The sequence below is a fragment of the Mesorhizobium sp. LSHC420B00 genome, from assembly GCF_000503055.1.
Taxonomy (GTDB): Bacteria; Pseudomonadota; Alphaproteobacteria; order Rhizobiales; family Rhizobiaceae; genus Mesorhizobium.
The window spans coordinates 59,592-79,080 of record NZ_AYVY01000008.1; the positions used below are offsets into that span (position 1 = coordinate 59,592).

Consider the following 19,489-nt stretch of genomic DNA (forward strand, 5'->3'; position numbering starts at 1 on the left):
CGGCACGGAAAAGAAGGCATGAGCGACACGGAAAACAAGACTGGCCGCGCGCGCGGCGAGGAATGGTGGCAGACCGGCATCATCGAGATGCGGCCCGGCGTCATCCGGCTGCGCGGCTATGAGATCCAGGATCTGATCGGCCGCGTCAGCTTTCCCGCAATGATCTGGCTGATGATGCGCGGCGAACTGCCAAGCGAGGAGCAGGCGACGCTGCTTGGCATCGCGCTGGGTGCCGCCGTCGACCACGGACCGCAGGCGCCGTCGATCGCCATCGCCCGTATGGCGATCACTTGCGGCGTCGGCATCAACAGCGCCATGGCGTCGGCCATCAACGTGCTTGGCGACGTGCATGGCGGCGCCGGCGAACAGGCGCTTTCCTTCTACGGAGACATCGCCGCCGAACTGGACGCCGGCGTGCCGCTCGCGGACGCCGTGTCGGCGCGGGTTGATCGTTTCCTTGCTGGGGAAGACGGTTATGTGCCGGGGCTCGGCCATCGTTTCCATCCGGTCGACCCGCGGGCACCCCGCCTCATCGAGCTGACCCGCGACTTTGCCGCGCTCGGCGTTGTCAGCGGGCGCTTCGCCGACATCGCCGAGGCGATCGAGGCCGAGGTTGCGCGGCGCAAGGGCAAAAAAATCCCGCTCAATATCGACGGCGCCACGGCCGTCATCTACGGAGAGCTCGGCTTCCCGCCGCCGCTGACGCGAGGCCTTTTCGTACTGTCGCGCTCGGTCGGCATCCTGGCCCATGCATGGGAACAGTCGCAGGAAAGCGACCGCAACAAAGGGCCGCTGCCGCGCGAATGGCTGTGGGCCTATACCGGCACGCCGGCGCGGCCTTTGCCCGAGGAAGACGAAGGCAGTCAGTGAGATGTCGGTTCAAGCGACAGCGGAGGGCGCTGGAGCCAATTCCCGATAGAGTCGGGATAGACCCCCATGTTTTATTGAGCGTGATCTTTTCCGAAAGCCGGATTCTGCTTTTTGGGGGTATGCTCCAGCTCGGGACTCCTGATGTTCCTCACCAGCGTCGAAAGATCCGGCTCGTCGATCAGCAGCGCCGCGTCGGCCGGTGCCAGCCATGCCCGCTGCCGCCTGTTGGCTTCTTGCCAGTCGGCAAGTTCCTCGGTTACCTCCAGCAAATAGACGACGACGTCGACGCGGACGAAGCGGTTCGCCAGCCGCTTCCAGTAGCAATAGGTGCCGGCCGGCTGTTTCAATATCCTGCCGAGGACGCCGGCTTCTTCCTGTGCTTCGATGGTGGCCGCCTTGCGACCGCCCTTGCCCTTCATCGGCCAGCCTTTCGGCACGATGAAGCGCCTCGTCGTTCGCGATGTGACGAGCATAACCTCGACTTCGCCATGCTCGCTCAGCCGAAAGGGGATCGCCGCGACCTGGCGAATCCGGGCGCCCTTCCTTGCCTTACGGACGACCTTCTTTCTGCTGGCTGCCATTCAAAAATCCAGTCGAAGCGGTGCCCAAAGCACGAAGGGCAGCATTGCTAAATCCAAACCGCCTTCGATGTTATCTCAGGTGCGGCGGCATCCAAGCATAATAAGTCGGCTAAATAAATGAAAACGTTAGCGGCAAGTGCTGACAAAGCCGCTCCCTGACGGCAGCAACTGACAAGTCGGCTTCATCTGCGGCACCACCTGCGGTTGGGGCGCCGGGATTTGGCGGTCCTGCGCACGGTATTGCTGTTGCTGCTGCTGATATTGCTGCCGCTGCAGCCTGTTCTCCAGCATCTGCAACTGGTTTTGCTGGATCAATGCGTTGCGGTCGGCGGGGCTGACGATCTGTGCCGATGCGGCAGGATTTACGCCCGACAGCATCACCGTTGCCAGCATTGCCGACCCTAAAAACGTCAATAGACGAAGCTGTGACATTCATTAATTCCCGCACAAAACCGACCTCAGATTAATATAGGGGTTTTGCCCGGCGATGCCATGGCCGCCGCTGATTCGCGGCGAATTGCTACGTCGTCCTGCCGGCTTTGAGGAGGCATTGCGGTACGCGAGGCTGGCTCTCCCATTTCACTCGACTTCGCGCAGCCGATATCCGACGCCGGTCTCGGTGGTGATATAACGGGGCTGGTCGGGCATCTTTTCGATCTTTTGCCTGAGTTGCCGGACATAGACCCTGAGATATTGAACGTCGGTGGAATCGCCCCAGACCTGCTTCAGCAGGAATTGGTGGGTGAGAACCTTGCCGGCGTGCTGTACGAGGATGCGGAGGATGTCGTATTCCTTCGGCGAGAGCTTTATCTCCTTGTCCTCGACCTTGACGATGCGCTTCACCAGATCGACGGAGAGGTCGCCGGTGTGGAACACCGGTTTCTCACCCTGCTGCTGGAACTTGTGGCGCAGCGCCACGCGGATGCGTGCCACAAGCTCGTTCATACCGAACGGCTTGGTGACATAATCGTCGGCGCCGAGTTCGAGGGCCGAGACGATGCCGGCCTCATCAGTGCGGCTCGAAAGAATAACCACGGGAATGTCCAGGCCATCATCCCGCCATTTGCGCAGCAGCTCATGCCCGCTCATGCCGGGCAGGCCGAGATCGAGGAGGACCAGGTCCGGCTTTTCCGTCTCCATGAGTTCAATCGCCGCGCTGGCGTTCGGCGCCTCGCTGATCGCATAGCCTTGGCTGCCGAGCCCGACGCGAAGCAGTTTCCGGATCGGCGGCTCGTCGTCGACCACCAATATCCTGACGTCCAAATTCGTCATGACAGGTGGTCCATGTTTCGATCGTCAGCATCGGGTTCACCGACATCGGGGAGTTCTGCCGGCACCGGCATTCTTATGGTGAAAACCGCGCCCGAGCGGTCGGTCCTGTTCGCCGCCGAGAGCGTCCCGCCCATCGCTTCGATGAAGCCGCGGCAAATCGACAATCCGAGCCCGGTGCCGGCACGCACCTGGTCACCCTTGCGCACACGGTAGAAAGTGTCGAAAACGCGCTCCAGGTCCGCTGGCGGAATGCCTGGTCCCTCATCCATGATCTGCAGGATGACGCTGCCATTGTCGGCCCAGGCCTGCAGGCGGATCGTCGAACCTGGCGGCGCGTATTTTGCGGCATTGTCGAGGAGATTGAACAGCACCTGCTCGAACAGAACGGGATCGACACGCAACATCGGCAGATCCGATGGAATATCGATCTCGGTCTTGTGCTCGCCGACGATTTTGCGGGCCCGATGCAGGGCTGAGCCGACAATGTCGCCGACATAGTGGAACGCATAATTTGGCTCCATCGTGCCGGACTCTATCTTGGTCATGTCGAGCAGATTGGCGATGAAGCGGTTCAGCCTTTCCGATTCATCAAGCACGGTCGACAGCAGTCCCGCCCGGTCCTGCTCGGGAAGCGCGGCTTCGAAGTCCCTGAGTGTTCCGGCCGCGCCCATGATGGCGGCAAGCGGCGTTTTCAAATCGTGGGAAATGGAGGTGAGCAAGGCCGAGCGCAGACGGTCTGCCTCGGCCGCAAGCTTGGCCCGGTCAACATCGGCGACGAGCTGGATGCGCTCGATGGCGACCGCCGCCTGGTCGGCGAGCGCATCGAGCAGACGCTGCTGGTCGGGTGTCAGCAGCGGGCCTTGCTTGTCGTTGTCGAGGCCAACGACGCCCACCGCCGTGCGTCCGGTCCGCAAGGGCAGATAGAGGCGTTTTGCGCCCGGCAGCGTGTCGGCGCCGCGCCCGGCGGCGCGGTTGTGTTCCCAGGCCCAGAGCGCTGCGGCAATGTCTGCCTCGGCCAGCGTGTCGTCGGGCGGGTAGCCGGCCTTGACCACAATCGTGCCGTTCTCCGGCAGAAGCAGCACCACGCGAAGCTTCAGCATCGAGGCGATCTGGAAGGCAGTCGCCCAGAGAACGTCGTCGAGCGTGCCCGTTCCGGCCAGTTTCTTGGAGAACAAATAGAGATCCTCGGTAGTGCGGGCGCGGGATTGTGCTGCCACGACCTGGCGCTGCACCCGAGCCGTCAAATTGCTGGCGATGATCGCCACGCAGAAGAAGAAGCCGAGTGCGACGGCGCTTTCAGGATCGCTGATATTCAGCGTGTAGAGCGGATCGAGGAAGAAGAAATTGAAGACCACGGCGCTGAGAACGGAAGCGAATATCGCCGGCCAAAGCCCGGCCGTGACCGCTGACGCCAGCACAGCCATGAGAAAGACAAGAGCGATGTTGCGCACATCCAGCACGCGCGACAGCAATTCGCCGAACAACAGCCCTGCCACGACATAGAAGACGACAGTCAGATAGGGCCTGATGTCGAGGCGCGGTGGTTGAGCGGGAGTCAGCCCCCGCGACGGCGGGACTTGCGCCTGGGCGTCACCGGAGACGACGTGAACGCTGATCTTGCCGGCATCGCGTATCAGGTCATAAGTGACGGAGCCGTCAAATAACTGCCGCCAGCGCGACTTGCGTGGCTTGCCAGTGATGATGTGGGTAACGTTATTGGCCGCCGCATAGCGCAGGATGTCTACGGCAACGTCGTGGCCAGGTATGGTCACGGCAACACCGCCCAATTGTTCAGCAAGGCGAAGCGTTGATGCCAGCCTGTCGCGATCCTGCTCGGACAGCCCGGTCGAGCGTGGCGTCTCGACATAGAGCGCCAGCCACGAGGCGCGAAGCCGCTCTGCCTGGCGGCGGGCATAGCGTACAAGCGACGCGCTGCGCGGATCCTCATCGACCCAGACCAGGACACGCTCGCTGGCCGCCCACGGTCCCGGGATGGCGTGTGCCTGCATATGGTTGAGCAACTGCTCATCGACCCGCTGGGCGGTGCGGCGAAGCGCCAACTCCCTGAGCGCCGTCAGATTGCCCGGCGAGAAATAGTTCTCGATGGCGCGCTGGGCGGTGTTGGGGAAGTAGACCTTGCCTTCCTCCAGCCGCTTGATCAGGTCGTCGGGGGTGAGGTCGATGATCTCGACATCGTCGGCTTGATCGATGATGGAGTCGGGGACGGTTTCACGCACCCTGACGCGTGTGATCTGGGCCACGACGTCGTTCAGGCTTTCGACGTGCTGGATGTTCAGTGTCGTGTAGACATCGATCCCGTGCGTCAGGATTTCCTGGACGTCGAGGTAGCGCTTGGGGTGGCGGCTGCCGGCGACGTTGGTGTGGGCGAGTTCGTCGACCAGAACCAGCGCCGGGCGCCGGGCGAGGATGGCGTCGAGATCCATCTCCTCGAGAATGCGCCCCTTGTAGTCGATCTCAAGGCGAGGAATGACCTCGTAGCCTTCGACCAGCGTCTGCGTCTCCTTGCGACCATGCGTCTCGACGATGCCGATCACCACGTCGATCCCGTCGGCCAGCCTGGCGCGGCCTGACATCAGCATCTCGTAGGTCTTGCCGACACCGGGAGCGGCGCCGAGAAATATCCTCAGGCGACCTCGCTCCTCCCGCTCGGCATGCTCAAGCAGCGCGTCGGGAGAGGGCCTGGTTTCGGCGGTGCGGCTGTCGTCTGGCATTAGGATCAATCATGAACGGCGCCGGCTTCGGTGTCGATCCCGGCGCCCGCCATCATTGTTTCGTGGCATCGTCCAGCGCAAGGTTGAGGGCCAGCACATTGACCACCGGCTCGCCTATAAAGCCCAATTCGCGATCCTCGACATGGCTGTCGACAAGCGATTTGATCCTGGATTCATCGACGTTCCTGGCCCTGGCCACCCTGGTGACCTGAAAATAGGCCGCATCGGGGCTGATATGCGGATCGAGGCCGCTGCCGGACGTGGTGACCAGATCCATCGGCACCGGCTGGTTCGGGTTTTCGGCCCTCAACTTTTCGGCGTCGCTCTTGATACGGTCGATCAGCTTCGGGTTAGTCGGGCCGAGATTTGAGCCGCCCGAGGCGGCGGCATTGTAACCGTCGCCGGCAGCTGACGGACGGCCATGGAAGTAGCGGTCGCTGGTGAAAGTCTGGCCGATCAGCTCGGAACCGATGACCTTGCCGTTCCTCTCGATCAGGCTGCCATTGGCCTGGCCCGGAAACAGCGCCTGGGCAATGCCGGTCATGCCGATCGGATAGACCAAACCCGTCAGAACGGAGAAGAAGACGATCATGACGATAGCGGGCCTGATTTGATTGAGCATCGACGTGGTTCCTTATGCGAGACCGAGAGCAGTGATGGCCATGTCGATCACCTTGATGCCGACGAAGGGCACGACGACGCCGCCAAGGCCGTAGACTATGAGATTGCGGCTGAGCAGCGCACCGGCGCCGACAGCGCGGTATTTGACGCCCCTCAGCGACAGCGGGATCAGCGCGATGATGATCAGCGCGTTGAAGATGATGGCCGAGAGGATAGCGCTCTGCGGCGTTGCCAGATGCATGACGTTGAGCGCTTGCAGCGGCCCGGCGGTTTGGCCCGGGGCGATGTAGAAGACGGCGAATATTGCCGGGATGATGGCAAAATACTTTGCGACGTCGTTGGCGATGGAGAAGGTCGTCAGCGAACCACGCGTCATCAGCAGCGCCTTGCCGATTTCGACGATCTCGATCAGCTTGGTCGGATCGCTGTCGAGATCGACCATGTTGCCGGCCTCGCGTGCCGCGACCGTGCCGGTGTTCATGGCGACGCCGACATCGGCCTGCGCAAGCGCCGGCGCGTCGTTGGTGCCATCACCGCACATCGCGACCAGCTTGCCCTTGGCCTGTTCGTCGCGAATCAGCTTCAGCTTGTCCTCGGGCGTCGCCTGGGCAAGGAAGTCGTCGACGCCGGCTTCCGCCGCGATCGCCGCCGCGGTCATCGGATTGTCGCCGGTGATCATCACCGTGCGGATGCCCATGCGGCGCAATTCGGCAAAGCGTTCTGCGATGCCGCCCTTGACGATGTCCTTCAGGTGGACGACGCCGAGCAGGCGCCCATCGCGCTCGACCGCCAGCGGGGTGCCGCCGGATTTGGCGATCTCGTCGGCGATGGTTTGAAGGTCGCGGACGGTGTCGCTGCCGGGGCGCGTACTGCCTGTGGCAATGGTCGAGAGGTTGACGCGGGCAAGCACCGCATCGACTGCGCCCTTGCGGACCGAGGAGCCTTCCAGGTCGACGCCGCTCATGCGGGTTTGCGCGGTGAAGGGCACGAAACTCGCGTGCAGGCTTGCCATGTCGCGGGCGCGGATGGCGTATTTCTCCTTCGCCAGCACGACGATCGAGCGGCCTTCCGGCGTTTCGTCGGCAAGCGAGGCAAGTTGGGCGGCGTCGGCCAGTTCCTGTTCGGTGACGCCCCTGACCGGACGGAATGCCGTTGCCTGGCGGTTGCCCAGCGTGATCGTGCCGGTCTTGTCGAGCAGCAGCGTGTCGACATCGCCGGCCGCCTCGACGGCGCGGCCCGACATGGCGAGCACGTTGAAACGCACCAGGCGGTCCATGCCGGCGATGCCGATGGCCGACAGCAGGGCGCCGATCGTGGTCGGGATCAGCGTGACGAACAGGGCGACCAGCACCGTCACCGAGATATAGCCGCCCGAATAGGAGGCAAAACTCGGGATCGTCGCTGTCGCCAGCACGAAGATCAGCGTCATGCCGACGAGCAGGATGTTGAGCGCGATCTCGTTGGGTGTCTTCTGGCGCTCGGCGCCTTCGACCAGCGAGATCATGCGGTCGAGGAACGTATGGCCGGAAGCCGCGGTGATGCGCACCCGGATCCAGTCGGACAAGACTTGCGTGCCGCCGGTCACCGCCGAACGATCGCCTCCGGATTCGCGGATGACAGGTGCGGATTCGCCAGTGATCGCCGCCTCGTTGACCGAAGCCACGCCTTCGACCACCTCGCCATCCGAGGGGATGATGTCGCCGGCTTCGACAAGCACGATATCGCCGACCTTCAGGCTGGTGCCGGGCACCAGCTTGAACTTGCTCCGATCGCCGCCGTTCAACAGCTTGGCTTGCGTCTCGGTTCGCGCCCGACGCAGCGAGTCTGCTTGCGCCTTGCCGCGGCCTTCGGCCACCGCTTCGGCGAAGTTGGCGAAAAGCACTGTGAACCACAGCCAGATGATGATCTGCAGCGTGAAGCCAAGATCGCCGCCGCTGGTAACGAGATCTTTGACGAACAGCACGGTGGTGAGCGCCGAGACGACGGCGACGACGAACATCACCGGGTTTCGCATCAAGGTGCGCGGGTTCAGTTTTCTGAAGGATCCGCCGATGGCGGGCAACAGAATGCGGGGATCCATGATGCTCACGGATTTCGACTGGCTCATTTGGTGGCTCCAGTGTCGATGTTGGTGACCGGTCGATCGTGTGCCGAACGAAGGTGCGGCGGCCCGTAAGCCAGCAGCCAGATAATGATCAAGGCTGCCGCAATAGCGAGGAATGTGGACAGGGTCGGGAAAGGAGGAGGTGTTTTCTCCCCCTCCGGCTCGGGACGATGCCGGGCCTTTCGAGATATGATCTTGAACCAGGGCATGGCCGTTTCAGAATGTCTGACGGTGAATCATCGCCAGGTGCTCGACGATCGGTCCGACCGCCAGGGCCGGGAAGAAGGTCAGGCCACCAACGATCAGGATGACACCGACCAACAGCCCGACGAACAGCGGACCGTCGGTCGGGAAGGTGCCGGCGGAGGCAGGGACGGTCTTCTTCGCCACCAGCGATCCAGCAATCGCCAGCGCCGGAATAATGACCAGGAAGCGGCCCATCAGCATGCCGATGCCGAGCGTTATGTTGTACCAGGGCGTGTTGCCGCTGAGACCGCCAAAGGCGGAGCCATTGTTCGCCGCGGCCGAGGTGTAGGCATAGAGGACCTCGGAGAAGCCGTGCGGGCCGGCGTTGGCGATGGAAGCAACGCCGGTCGGCAGCACCACCGCGATGGCGGTGAAGACCAGCATCGCCAGCGGCAGGCAGAGGACGGCCAGCATTGCCATCTTGACCTCCTTGGCCTCGATCTTCTTGCCGAGATATTCGGGCGTGCGTCCGACCATCAGCCCGGCAACGAAGACGGCGATCACGATGAACATCAGGATACCGTAGAAGCCGGCCCCGACGCCGCCGACAATGACCTCGCCGAGCTGCATGTTGATGATGGGGATCATGCCGCCGAGTGCGGTGAAGCTGTCATGCATGGCGTTGACCGCGCCGCAGGACGCGGCGGTGGTGATGACGGCAAACAGTGCCGACAGAGCGATGCCGAAGCGGCTTTCCTTGCCCTCCATGTTGCCGCCGTCGATGCCCAGCGCATGGACGAGCGGATTGCCGGCGGCCTCGGCCCAGTAGCAGACGGCAACGCCGGCGATGAACAGCACGCCCATCGCCGACAGAATTGCCCAGCCCTGGCGCTGGTTGCCGACCATGCGACCGAAGACATTGGTTAGCGCCGCGCCGAAGGCGAAGATCGTCACCATCTGGATCAGGTTCGAGATCGCGTCGGGATTTTCGAAGGGATGCGCTGCATTGGCGTTGAAGAAGCCGCCGCCATTGGTGCCGAGCATCTTGATGGCAACCTGCGAAGCGACCGGCCCGACCGCGATCGTCTGTTGCGCGCCTTCCAGCGTCGTCGCGTTGACGTAAGCACCAACCGTCTGCGGCATACCGAGATAGACATAGACAAGCGTCAACACGATGCAGAACGGCACAAGCAGATAGAGCGTGCAGCGGGTCATATCGACCCAGAAATTGCCGATCGATTTGCCTGAGGCTCTAGCAAAACCGCGGATCAGTGCGACCGCGATGGCGATGCCGGTCGCGGCCGACAGAAAGTTCTGCACGGTCAAGCCGGCCATCTGCACGAGATAGGACATCGTGCTTTCGCCGCCGTAGTTCTGCCAGTTGGTGTTGGTCATGAAGCTGGCGGCGGTGTTGAAGGCAAGCCCAGGTTCGACGGCGGTCATGCCGGCCGGATTGTAGGGCAGGCCGCCTTGCAGCCGCTGCAGGAAATAGAGCACCAGGAAGCCGGCCAGGTTAACGAACAGCAGGGCCGCCGCATAGGAGGTCCAGTGCTGCTCCTCGCGCTCGCTGGTCCCGGACATACGGTAGAGCCCGCGCTCGAGCGGGGCCAGAATTGGCGACAGGAATGTGCGCTCGCCGCTGAAAACGCGATGCATGTAGCCGCCGAGCGGCTTGGCCAGCAAAACGACGATCCCGCAATAGACGAGGATCTGCAGCCATCCGTTGATTGTCATGGGGTTGGCTCCTTGCCAGCGGAGATCAGAAGCGTTCCGGGCGAACGAGGGCGTATGTCAGGTAAGCGAGAAGGAACAGGGTCACGGCGCCGCCGAGGATATAGTCGAAGAGCATGTTTCGATCCCCTAAACTTACAGCCCGTCGCAGGCTTTGATGTAACCGAAGCATAGAGCAAAGAACGAGATTCCTATCCCGACAACAATGATGTCCATCGTGCAATTTCCTATATTGAGTTTGTTCTTTTCAACTTTGACAAAACTGTCCAAGCCCGCTCACCGCTTCACATCGGCGGCCGGATACATCGCTCTGCCGAATATGGATCAAAGTGCCATAAAGGTTCGAGACGGGACGCGGAGCAAAGAAATCAAAATCCCATAAGGATTTCGCCGCCTCGGCGCTGGCCACAGCTTCAGGGGGAGGTGCGCACCGGCGCGCGAAGCTGCCGGGGATCAGTCTGCGCGGGTATAGATCAGAGCGTAATCGTCCGCATAGGCCCGCTTCCAGCCCAGTTCGTCGAAGAACGGAATGCGGCTGTCGTCGGCGGTCAACAATGCCCAGCCTATCGCATATTTCTCGAGCTGGGCTTTCAGGATCGGCTTGCCCCGGCTGTGCCCAGTCTGCTCATCCGTTTCCGTAAAGCCGTTCAGGAAGAGCTGATCCGCCCGGCCGTCGATAAACGTCTTGATGCCATGGAAAATCAGCGTGCCGCCGAAATTGTAGGAATTCAGCAGATTGCCTGACAGATTATGGGCTTGGGCGAAGGCCAGCGCATCCCTCGCCGAAGTCTTCTGGCTCGGCACGACCGGATAGGCCAGGAAGACCGCGGCCGCCAAAACCAGCAAAACGGCAAGTCCAGCGCAAATTCTGGAAAATTGCCGCGCGAAAAATTGTTCAAGTCCGTCGCGCTTTTCCGCGGCCCATGTAGGGGCTGAAAGCGCTGGATATTGTTGCGCAACCTCGACGGCAAGGACGACCGGGACAAGAAGAAAGAACAGGTACATGAACCGTGTGTGGGTGAGATAGACGTGCAAGGTGAAGACAAGGAACAGCGCCTTGGCCCAGCCAATACGCAATCTCGACACGAGCAGCCCGAAAAACGCCACCAGCAGGGCCACCTCCTGGAGGGTATGCCGCGAGGCGTCGAAGGGTTGCCACTCCGCAATGTAAGGCACCGCCTCATTGCCATAGGCCACGGTGAATGTGGCGAGTATGGCCTTGACGCCATAGGGATTGAGCAGGCTGTCCAGCGGGCAAAGCAGCCCGAAAGCGATCCACTTGGCCAGCAGCCGGGGGTTCGACAAGCGCGTGCGCATGACGAGATCGAGGCCGGCGAAGGCGGCGATAATGAAACCGAAGGTGAAGGTGGCATGGAGATTGGCCCACAGGCAAAGCAGCGCCAGCAGCCATAGAGGCGGCGCTTTCTCGTTGCGTGCGGCTTGGAAAAGACCGGCGGTCCAGACGACGATAATGGGCAAGGTAAAGATGTGGGGTCGGGCGACATAGATTGGCCCGATCAAGAGCGCGAGCACCAGTGTCAGTGCTATCGCCAGCGTCGGCTTCAACGACGCGCTGAGATACCACGACGTCAAGAAGGCCGTCAGCGCGATTACCGCAGTCGCCAGCAGTACCACGCCGTTCCAGCCGCCGGCTTCGAAGGCAAGGGCAAGGAGAACCTGGCTAAGCCATTCCTTGGCGATCCATGGCTGGCCGGCAAAAGTGTAGGAGTAAATGTCGACGGAGGGGAATGTGCGGCTTGCCAGCATATCCATGCCGACCTTGATGTGCCACCAGCTATCGGGATCCTGCAGGAGGGAGGTGGCAAAGGCGAGGAGCGCCGTCGCCATCACGACGGCCGCCAGCAGGCAAAACACCAGCCTCACATGCCGTATGTCGTCTATCGACGGCCTCGCCTCACCAGACATCCCGCGCATATGGCATCCCTGAGCCGCGATAGCGGAAGGGATAGCCCGAATTTGTTAGAAAACCGATAAGCTACGGGATTGCGACCCCTGTGCCGCGCGTCTAACCGGCTGGGCACGTTGAGCAGCGACTATTAAGTTGCGGGTGACGGGCAGACCTCCGGCCGTTCAGCCCTCGGCCTTGAAGTTCTTGGCTTCCTTCTCGACCTTCGGGCTGTCCTTGCCGTGCTTGCGCATCAGATCCTTCGCCTGCTTCGGCGAAACGTCGGTGGTTTCGGCCAGGTGCAGAGCCTTCTTTTCGTCCGGATCGCGCGTCTTGCGGTCGGCCATTGCGGTTTTCTTGTTAGCCATTACGACGCTCTTATGCTCTCGGCGATTTCGTTCAGCACCTTGCGGTCGGTGCCGTGGCGCTTGATCAGCGTGCGTGCCTGATCAGGGGTAATGCCCGCTTCCTCGGCGAAATGACGTACCTCATAGTCTTCGCCGCCCGCCACTCGTGAGCGGTCGCGACTGTCGGTCCTGGTTTTGTCGTCGGCCATGGCAGCTCTCCTCATCTCAACGAGAGCATAACGGGCAAGATTTCAGCGAGTTCCTTCGAGCGTGTCGCCCAGTTGCCTACCCTCGGGCATGACCCGACATGAGCGGCGGTTTTTGCTCAAAGCAGGGGCACGGCGCCAGGCTGGCCTTCGCGCACAAAAAGGCTCGCTTCCTTGGCCGCACCAGTAAATTTCCGCCGCGCGCTGCCAACCGCCCGCCACTGCTCCTGGGCGCAGCCTGGTATTCGTTGCGGATTGCTAAGGGTAGCGATGGTCGAACACGACCCCCATGGTCCTACCAACGGCCGTCATGACGATAATCTCGACCAGATCGTCGTCACTGTCACCGCAGGCCGGGGCCGTCCGGCGAACGATGTCCAGCATCGCCCTCGTCGATATGGTGTCGCCGGCGCCGAATCTTGAAAGCGCAGATGAAACAAGCTCTTGGGCCGTCAAGTCGGCGACAGTCACCCTCTGCACCACGTTCATTGGCTTCCTCCCACCATGAACCCTCTCCCGCGAGAATGATACGCCGAACGTCGGGTTTCGCCAGCGAAATGGTGGTCCTACCAGCACGCGGGGCAGCGACCGAAATCGTCGGTTTTGCGTGAGGCAATCCAGGCGCGAGGCGGCAGCACTTTTGTGCCATGCGACTTCGCCACAGACCCATCCCGGCGGCCGGGATGGGTCTCAATTTATTTACTTGGCAGTTTGATTGCTTGGCAGTCGGGTCTGCTCGGTTGCGGTCGAAGTCAGCGCAGCAAGAACCACGGTGCGGGCAGGACCAGGACGGTTCTTCGTTTCACGGAACGCCGAACCGGTCTGTCTTTTTTGTTTGACGCAATTCCGGATGGAAAACCGTTCACACGTTTTCCTGGAATTGCTTGTCTTATGACTCTAGGCGGCCATATCGCTCGGAAGCTTGCCGCCATTCTCGACCAGCTTTTTCATCAGTGCATCATGCAGCCACAGATTCATCGTTACGGTGTCGTTCATGTCGCCGGTGTAGTTCAGCTCGTGAGCAAGCTCCTTGCGGGCGCCGAGGCTGCTATCGATATTCAGAGCCTTCATCAGGTCGACGATCGAATTCTTCCAGTTGAGCTTTTGCCCTTTCGCGGCCACCGCCTTGTCGAGAATGGCAGCGATGTCAGGAGCAGAGGACGGCGCGGATGGCGTTGCCGGAGCCGGGGTTGCAGCCGGGTCGGGTCGGGTAGGCGCCGTCGGCTGGGTGGCCGTGCTCGAAGCAGGCGCGGGAGACGGTTGCGCCGGCGGCGCTTCGGCCGCAACCGCGTTTCCGAAAATCGCACCTTTGATACTGTCGAAAATGCCCATTGCTATCTCCTGGGTTGCCTTCACGGTGTGTTGCCTTGACGGTCGGTGAGGCGACCGTTGCCGAATTCGCATTGAGCGCCCTGGTTGTACCGGACCACGAACGCAACGCAGGGGCAACTCCAAACTGGCTGAAAGGTAAAGGCTTGGTTGCATGGTGAAATCGGCTCAGTGATCCGACCCCAGAGTAGAATGGTCAGATCGCGGCACGACAAATAGTTACGCGCAATGGGCGAGGGAAACGGTTGGCAGCCAGTTTTGCTGACGCAGACCAGAAAAATCATCTAGATTCGTGTTCGCCATTCGCTGAGAGGAACGAAGCCATGACAGCAGTCGTCGCATCCGACAGGCTCGAACGTTCGCTGGTTTGGGCAGAGGACGATCCGTCGGTCAAATGGGCCGGCGCTTTCGCGGTTTACGGCGGGCACGGCACCACCCAGTCCTCAGTCATTGTCTACGAGATCGAGCCCGGCAAGCGGCTCGGCTGGCACACCGACGCCACCGAGGAGACGCAATACATCATCGCCGGCACCGGCGAGCTGCACATCGAGGGCGGCAGCATCCACCCGGTCAGGCCCGGCAGCGTCCTGGTACTTCCGACGCCGGTCCGGCACGACCTCGTCAACACCGGCACCGAAACCCTGCGCGCCGTCGCTTTCTTTGCGGCGGCGATGTTCACGCAGACATTCGACGACGTCATGCTGCCGCCGAAATCCCATGTCCTCGGCACGCCCAATCGCGCAGGCTGAACGCGTGCCAGCGGGAATCATCCGGCCTGCGGATTGCGGACTTGGAGCTGAGATGAGCGCGCGCGCGGCCGGCAAGCGGTTCGGCGTCGTTACGCGCCTGTGTCACGGGCGGACCGGCTGATGGCGCCCGTCAAGGTCGACCCGGCCAAGGTGCGCGAGTTCAGGGATGCCGAAAGCTTCCATGCCTGGCTTGGCGAGCATCACGACAGCGAGGACGAAGTCTGGATCAAGATCCATAAGCGCGATTCGGGGCTGCCGTCGATCACGCCGAAGCAAGCCATCGACGTGGCGTTATGCTGGGGCTGGATCGATGCGGTGCGCAAGGCCCTGGACGGCAAAAGCTATTTGCAGCGTTATACCCCGCGCGGCAAGAAGAGCACCTGGAGCCAGATCAACGTCGACAATGTCGCCCGGCTGATCGAGGAGGGCCGGATGACCGAGCATGGGCTGAGGCAGGCCGAGGCAGCCAAGGCCGACGGCCGCTGGGCGCGCGCCTATAGGAGCGGCAAGGAGATGAAGATCCCCGACGACCTCCAGGCGGCAATAGACGCCGAGCCCAAGGCGAAAGAGATGCTGGCGAAGCTCAGCGAGCAAAACCGCTTCGCGCTCGCCTTCCGCACCCACAACATGAAGACCGAAGCCGGACGCAAGAAGAAGATCGCGGCGTTCGTGGAGATGCTGAAGCGCGGCGAGACCATCCATCCGCAACGAAAACGCGATTCTGGCTGAACATTCTGACCGCGCTTGTCTCCCGCATCTTGTGCTTGTCCCGAATGCGGCCGGATCGCTGCTCAGCCTTCGATCCTGGCGATGTCGCCGACGATTGTTTTCGGCGAGCGTCGCCTGACATTTCGACAACATCTCTCATTCGTTTGATCGATGCAGGAACAAAGCTCCGTCCTCACAGTCGGTATGGTATATTAGCAGGCGCTGTTATGAGGTTTTTGCCCGTTCAGGAGCCGACTGGCACGTGGGCCGTGTTTGATGCGACCGTGGACGTGCCTGCGGATTTCGCGGGCAGTTGCCTTATCGGCTTGCCGCGGGAGCGGGCGGAGTGGCTCGCAGCAAGAGCCAATCGAGATGCTGCAAAAGGCACTTCGACTTGGCGGTTGTCAGCTGCCGGACCGGCAAAAGCCGCGGTTCTTAGACTTAGACCGTTAGGAGAGATTTCGATGATGCACGAACAGGTAATGGAAGCTGCGTTGGCAGCCAGAAATCAGGAAGTGGATATTTGTGGTGTCTTCGACATCACCAACAAAACCGATGCGCCAATTGGCTCTCGCCGATTGGGCGAGGCTATCCACTTTGTCGCCAATGCACCTATCGTTGGCTATGATGTTCACGCCGCCGTCATCCGATATGGCCCACTCGGAACCCCCAGCCTCAGAGCAACAGATTGCACACAGCTGTGGGAGAAGTTTGGCGAGGCCTTGCTGCAACACTGACAGGCTGACCTTTGGCGCGTATGGCACCACCATCGTGCAGGTCACTTCCCTTGTGAGAACGACGTGGAAGCCTGGCGGGTGATATTGCAATCAAATTAGCGTGAGCGCATATTTTTTACCGGCTGGACTCGCAACCGGCCAGTCTCGGTGGCCGGCCGCCAACGGGCCGTCAGGCCGCCAACAAATGGTTCGGCAGGCCCGATGGTCCCCCCTTGGCAAGGTCGCCGGAAACAAAGCATGATGCGGCGGCAAAACGGGTTTGGGAGAATGACATGCCTAAGGTTTCGGAGCTCTTTTTCAAGACAGCCATCGTCTTTCTTATTCTGGGAATTGCAGCTGGCCTGCAGATGGCAATTTCAGGCGATCACGGCGCGTTTCCGGCTCACGCGCACATCAACCTGCTGGGATGGGTCACCAGTGCAATATTCGGCGGCTATTATGCGCTGAACCCGGCGAAGGCTGCCCGCAGGACGGCGATGATCCACTATGGCGTCTACAATCTCGGCCTGGTCGTGATGTTGCCGGCGCTTTACCTGATGCTGCAGGGAAATCCTGCGCTCGAGCCGATCGTCGCCACCGGCTCAATGATTGTCGCTGTCGCCGTGCTGATCTTTGCCTTCGTGGTTTTCTCCGGCGAAACAGAGCGCTCGGTCTCGGGAATACAAGCCGTTCCGCGCTAGACGCGTAGCGACACTAACGAACCTGTCGAAGCCCGCGCTCTGGTGGAGCGCGGGTCGTTCGGCTTGTGGGCTGATCTGGGGTAAGGGGTGCGGCGCAGATGGAGCCGCTCAGTAGCGATCCTTCGCGCCCTCTGCAAATTACGAATTACGGTGACAGTGCACCATTTTCTTTTTCCCGCCTGTCGCGTTTCCCAATTTCACTGCTCTTTCCGGTTTGCTCGGCAATCACGGTCGAGAAGTGCTTCGCTGCCCATCGGTTGCGCGACATCGGCGGCGCGGTAATGCAAGTCGAGCCATGCGTTCAATTTACGCACAGCGACAGCCGAGCAAACATGACAAATAGTGCACTGTCGCCGTAATTCTGTCGCCGTAATTCAAAGTGCACTGTCACCGTAATTCAAACGTCCGCTTGCTGACCCTTAGCTGACTCTCACAAGCTTCTTGCAAAGTGCAATGTTGTACGGAACGCATCCTTGCGACCCAAAGAAATGCCGCGCGTCGAGATTGGCTGCCCAGATGCCCATAGCAATTTCGTCGATACCTTCGCAAGCAGCTCGCTGTTCAACATGGCACATCAAAGCTGCGGCAACTCCACGACGACGAGCTTCCGGCATAACCGAGATGTGGTGCACATAGATCAGGGGCCGAGGGAAAGTGAACGGCGTTTCTGGCAGCGACTGAATTTCAAACCAGACGTAGCCGACTGGAGCACGATCAATCTCAGCAATCGCGATCGAGCTCTTCGGATCAGCCAGCCTCGCTNGGAGTTCAGACGTGTGCTCTTCCGATCTGCCTGTTTGAAAACGTCTGGATGCAATTCAGCATGGAGACTCTGAACCACCTGATTGAGCCGAACGAGCGCGTCAAAGTCTGCCTCCGAGGCAGCCCGGATTTCCACTGACATTGAGACACCTCCCCGTTTGTAGACGACGCTGCGACGGTGATGTCTTTCTGTCAGCGAACGTCGGTCTTCCACCCATCTCGGCCATTGGCGGAGTTTTGACCCTAGTGATTAGTAGGCTGGTTAGTAGGCTACTAACCGAACCTTACCAAACGCCCGGAAAATAAAGGGTTTCTCGGGATTAGCTGGCGGAGAGAGCGGGATTCGAACCCGCGTTACGGTCTCCCGTAAACACACTTTCCAGGCGTGCGCCTTCAACCACTCGGCCACCTCTCCGTCCTTTTAGCATCTTCGACGCGGCCGGTTTCGCCGTGCGGGTTGGGGAGATGCATCTCCTTTGGGATTCCGGCCCGGAATTCCGGCCGTGGGCGCCGTCAACCAGCGGATACCCTTTCCCCGCACCCGAGCCGTCAAAGCAACAGGCGCGGGGCTCATCTAGTCGATCCGGTGCCGAATGCCAAGACACTCTATTCGCTTTGCCGGATAGGGATGCTCAGCCCATGGCATCAGTGTGCTCGTTGGGCGCCTACAAACCAGTCGGCCGCGGCGTCTTCGCCGTCTGGCTCGTCAGCCGGCCCAGGTGCAAGCCGCCGGCGTAAGTTCAACTTCGCGTGTCGCGATTGCAGACGAAGCAGGTAAATCCTATTTAACAGTCCGACACGACATTCCGATAAACTCCTGGGGAGGAAGGGTCTGGATGTTCCGCTTCGTCTTTCGTCTCGCTGCAATGGTCGCGCTTTCGGTTTCGGTCATCATGGCCGTGCTCGACGCGACCCGGTCGGTGGCGGCTTCGGCGCTGGTGATGACCCCGCTCAACACCAGCTGGCTCGCCGTCTCGCCGGACACGCGCAGCGCCTTTGAAAGCTTCGTCCGCGACAAGCTCAATCCGCTGCTGTGGGACGGCGCCATCGCCTGGGTGCTCAGCCAGCCCGGCTTTGCCGTGTTCGCGGTGCTGGCCTTCGTTCTTTATGCCATCGGCTACAGGCGGCAGCGCCCCAGCGGGCGGTTCGCCGCGACCTAAAATTCCTGCGTTCCCGGATCCAGCGTTCCCCGGATCGGGGAAGGCTCAAGCAAGAAGAAAAGGAAATCGCACATGTTTCTCAGCGATATGCTGAACAAGAAGCTCAACCTGCCGAAGCCCTCCGAGGCGTTGCCCGGCCGCGACCGGCCGATCCCGACGGCATCGAAGCATTTCGTCTCGAACAGGCCGCTCAAGGGTCCCTATCCCGAAGGGCTTGAGACGGCGATGTTCGGGCTGGGCTGTTTCTGGGGTGCCGAGCGCCTGTTCTGGCAGGTCGATGGCGTCTGGGTCACGGCGGCCGGCTATGCTGGCGGCGTCACGCCCAACCCGACCTATCAGGAAACCTGCACCGGGCTCACCGGCCATGCCGAAGTCGTGCTCGTCGTCTACGATCCGAAGATCGTGTCCTATGCCGAGCTTTTGAAGCTGTTCTGGGAAAGCCACGACCCGACGCAAGGCATGCGCCAGGGCAATGATGTCGGCACCACCTACCGTTCGGCGATCTACACGTTCAACGACGCGCAACACCAGGCGGCGCTCGCTTCGCGCGATGCTTACGAGGCTTCGCTGCGCGGTGCCGGACGCGGCAAGATCACCACCGAGATCGCGCCGGCGCCGGAATTCTACTTCGCCGAGGAAGACCACCAGCAATATCTGGCGAAGAACCCCTACGGCTATTGCGGCCTGCACGGAACCGGCGTCTCCTGCGCCATTCCGGCCGCCGTCTCCGCCTGATTTTGCGCCCCTGACGCAAGGAATATGCTGTGGCGCCGCGATGCGGCGCCACGCTTTTCCAAAGGGTCAAAAT

At 61.2% G+C, this 19,489-nt stretch carries 21 protein-coding genes and 1 tRNA gene; 7 read left to right on the forward strand and 15 right to left on the reverse strand.

Annotated elements, in window-relative coordinates:
• Positions 1-18 precede the first annotated feature (18 nt).
• On the forward strand, positions 19-870 hold the full coding sequence (locus X760_RS53495; RefSeq protein WP_023718984.1) for a citryl-CoA lyase: 852 nt from the start codon (positions 19-21) through the stop codon (positions 868-870).
• Positions 871-941: 71 nt separating this feature from the next.
• Here X760_RS53495 and X760_RS53500 read toward each other — a convergent pair whose 3' ends face one another.
• The 14 genes from X760_RS53500 to X760_RS53560 form a co-directional block, all read right to left on the reverse strand.
• Positions 942-1,451: an NUDIX hydrolase gene (locus X760_RS53500; RefSeq protein WP_023718985.1), complete on the reverse strand. Its 510-nt coding sequence runs from the start codon at positions 1,449-1,451 to the stop codon at positions 942-944.
• Positions 1,452-1,577: 126 nt separating this feature from the next.
• Positions 1,578-1,883, reverse strand: a complete 306-nt coding sequence (locus X760_RS53505; RefSeq protein WP_023718986.1) for a hypothetical protein — start codon at positions 1,881-1,883, stop codon at positions 1,578-1,580.
• Positions 1,884-2,030: 147 nt separating this feature from the next.
• Positions 2,031-2,723, reverse strand: a complete 693-nt coding sequence (locus tag X760_RS53510; protein WP_023718987.1) for a response regulator transcription factor — start codon at positions 2,721-2,723, stop codon at positions 2,031-2,033.
• The gene (locus tag X760_RS53515; RefSeq protein ID WP_023718988.1) at positions 2,720-5,455 is read right to left on the reverse strand and encodes a sensor histidine kinase KdpD; all 2,736 of its coding nucleotides are present in this window, start codon (positions 5,453-5,455) and stop codon (positions 2,720-2,722) included. Before X760_RS53515 ends, X760_RS53510 begins: the two co-directional genes overlap by 4 nt.
• A gap of 52 nt (positions 5,456-5,507) precedes the next feature.
• A complete protein-coding gene (gene kdpC / locus X760_RS53520) occupies positions 5,508-6,077 on the reverse strand; it encodes a potassium-transporting ATPase subunit KdpC (protein WP_023718989.1) in 570 nt (189 codons plus the stop codon).
• 12 nt (positions 6,078-6,089) lie between these two features.
• Positions 6,090-8,183 carry a potassium-transporting ATPase subunit KdpB gene (kdpB, locus tag X760_RS53525; RefSeq protein ID WP_023718990.1) on the reverse strand — a complete coding sequence of 698 codons (2,094 nt, stop codon included), beginning with the start codon at positions 8,181-8,183 and terminating at the stop codon, positions 6,090-6,092.
• Positions 8,180-8,389 (reverse strand): hypothetical protein, encoded by a 210-nt coding sequence (locus tag X760_RS0137855; RefSeq protein WP_031194001.1) that lies wholly within the window; start codon positions 8,387-8,389, stop codon positions 8,180-8,182. The genes kdpB and X760_RS0137855 overlap by 4 nt, the downstream gene beginning before the upstream one ends.
• Before the next feature lie 7 nt (positions 8,390-8,396).
• Positions 8,397-10,100, reverse strand: a complete 1,704-nt coding sequence (kdpA, locus tag X760_RS53530; RefSeq protein WP_023718991.1) for a potassium-transporting ATPase subunit KdpA — start codon at positions 10,098-10,100, stop codon at positions 8,397-8,399.
• Positions 10,101-10,125: 25 nt separating this feature from the next.
• Entirely contained in the window at positions 10,126-10,215 is a 90-nt protein-coding gene (locus tag X760_RS53535; protein ID WP_023675300.1) for a K(+)-transporting ATPase subunit F, read from the reverse strand.
• A 335-nt stretch (positions 10,216-10,550) separates the two neighbouring features.
• Positions 10,551-12,032: a hypothetical protein gene (locus X760_RS53540; protein ID WP_023718993.1), complete on the reverse strand. Its 1,482-nt coding sequence runs from the start codon at positions 12,030-12,032 to the stop codon at positions 10,551-10,553.
• Positions 12,033-12,188: 156 nt separating this feature from the next.
• A complete protein-coding gene (locus tag X760_RS53545; RefSeq protein WP_036244723.1) occupies positions 12,189-12,371 on the reverse strand; it encodes a hypothetical protein in 183 nt (60 codons plus the stop codon).
• Complete coding sequence (locus tag X760_RS53550) at positions 12,371-12,559, reverse strand: DUF3606 domain-containing protein (RefSeq protein WP_023718995.1); 189 nt, start codon at positions 12,557-12,559, stop codon at positions 12,371-12,373. The genes X760_RS53545 and X760_RS53550 overlap by 1 nt, the downstream gene beginning before the upstream one ends.
• 255 nt (positions 12,560-12,814) lie before the next feature.
• A complete protein-coding gene (locus X760_RS53555; RefSeq protein WP_023718996.1) occupies positions 12,815-13,045 on the reverse strand; it encodes a hypothetical protein in 231 nt (76 codons plus the stop codon).
• A 408-nt stretch (positions 13,046-13,453) separates the two neighbouring features.
• Positions 13,454-13,888 (reverse strand): DUF3597 domain-containing protein, encoded by a 435-nt coding sequence (locus X760_RS53560; RefSeq protein WP_023718997.1) that lies wholly within the window; start codon positions 13,886-13,888, stop codon positions 13,454-13,456.
• Between the two features lie 320 nt (positions 13,889-14,208).
• Between X760_RS53560 and X760_RS0137860 the strand changes: the two genes are divergently transcribed.
• The 4 genes from X760_RS0137860 to X760_RS53570 all read left to right on the forward strand — a co-directional run bounded on the left by X760_RS0137860 (position 14,209) and on the right by X760_RS53570 (position 16,759).
• Positions 14,209-14,634 carry a cupin domain-containing protein gene (locus X760_RS0137860; RefSeq protein WP_031194003.1) on the forward strand — a complete coding sequence of 142 codons (426 nt, stop codon included), beginning with the start codon at positions 14,209-14,211 and terminating at the stop codon, positions 14,632-14,634.
• A gap of 120 nt (positions 14,635-14,754) precedes the next feature.
• Complete coding sequence (locus X760_RS53565; RefSeq protein WP_023718999.1) at positions 14,755-15,363, forward strand: YdeI/OmpD-associated family protein; 609 nt, start codon at positions 14,755-14,757, stop codon at positions 15,361-15,363.
• 443 nt (positions 15,364-15,806) lie between these two features.
• Positions 15,807-16,079 (forward strand): hypothetical protein, encoded by a 273-nt coding sequence (locus X760_RS0137865; RefSeq protein ID WP_031194005.1) that lies wholly within the window; start codon positions 15,807-15,809, stop codon positions 16,077-16,079.
• A 272-nt stretch (positions 16,080-16,351) separates the two neighbouring features.
• Positions 16,352-16,759 (forward strand): hypothetical protein, encoded by a 408-nt coding sequence (locus X760_RS53570; RefSeq protein ID WP_023719001.1) that lies wholly within the window; start codon positions 16,352-16,354, stop codon positions 16,757-16,759.
• 1,087 nt (positions 16,760-17,846) lie between these two features.
• Here X760_RS53570 and X760_RS53575 read toward each other — a convergent pair.
• Positions 17,847-17,936, reverse strand: a tRNA-Ser gene (locus tag X760_RS53575).
• Positions 17,937-18,357: 421 nt separating this feature from the next.
• Here X760_RS53575 and X760_RS53580 point away from each other — a divergent pair.
• Together X760_RS53580 and msrA are read left to right on the forward strand one after the other, a co-directional pair.
• Positions 18,358-18,681 carry a hypothetical protein gene (locus X760_RS53580; RefSeq protein WP_023719002.1) on the forward strand — a complete coding sequence of 108 codons (324 nt, stop codon included), beginning with the start codon at positions 18,358-18,360 and terminating at the stop codon, positions 18,679-18,681.
• Between the two features lie 72 nt (positions 18,682-18,753).
• On the forward strand, positions 18,754-19,416 hold the full coding sequence (gene msrA, locus X760_RS53585; RefSeq protein WP_023719003.1) for a peptide-methionine (S)-S-oxide reductase MsrA: 663 nt from the start codon (positions 18,754-18,756) through the stop codon (positions 19,414-19,416).
• Positions 19,417-19,489 lie beyond the last annotated feature (73 nt).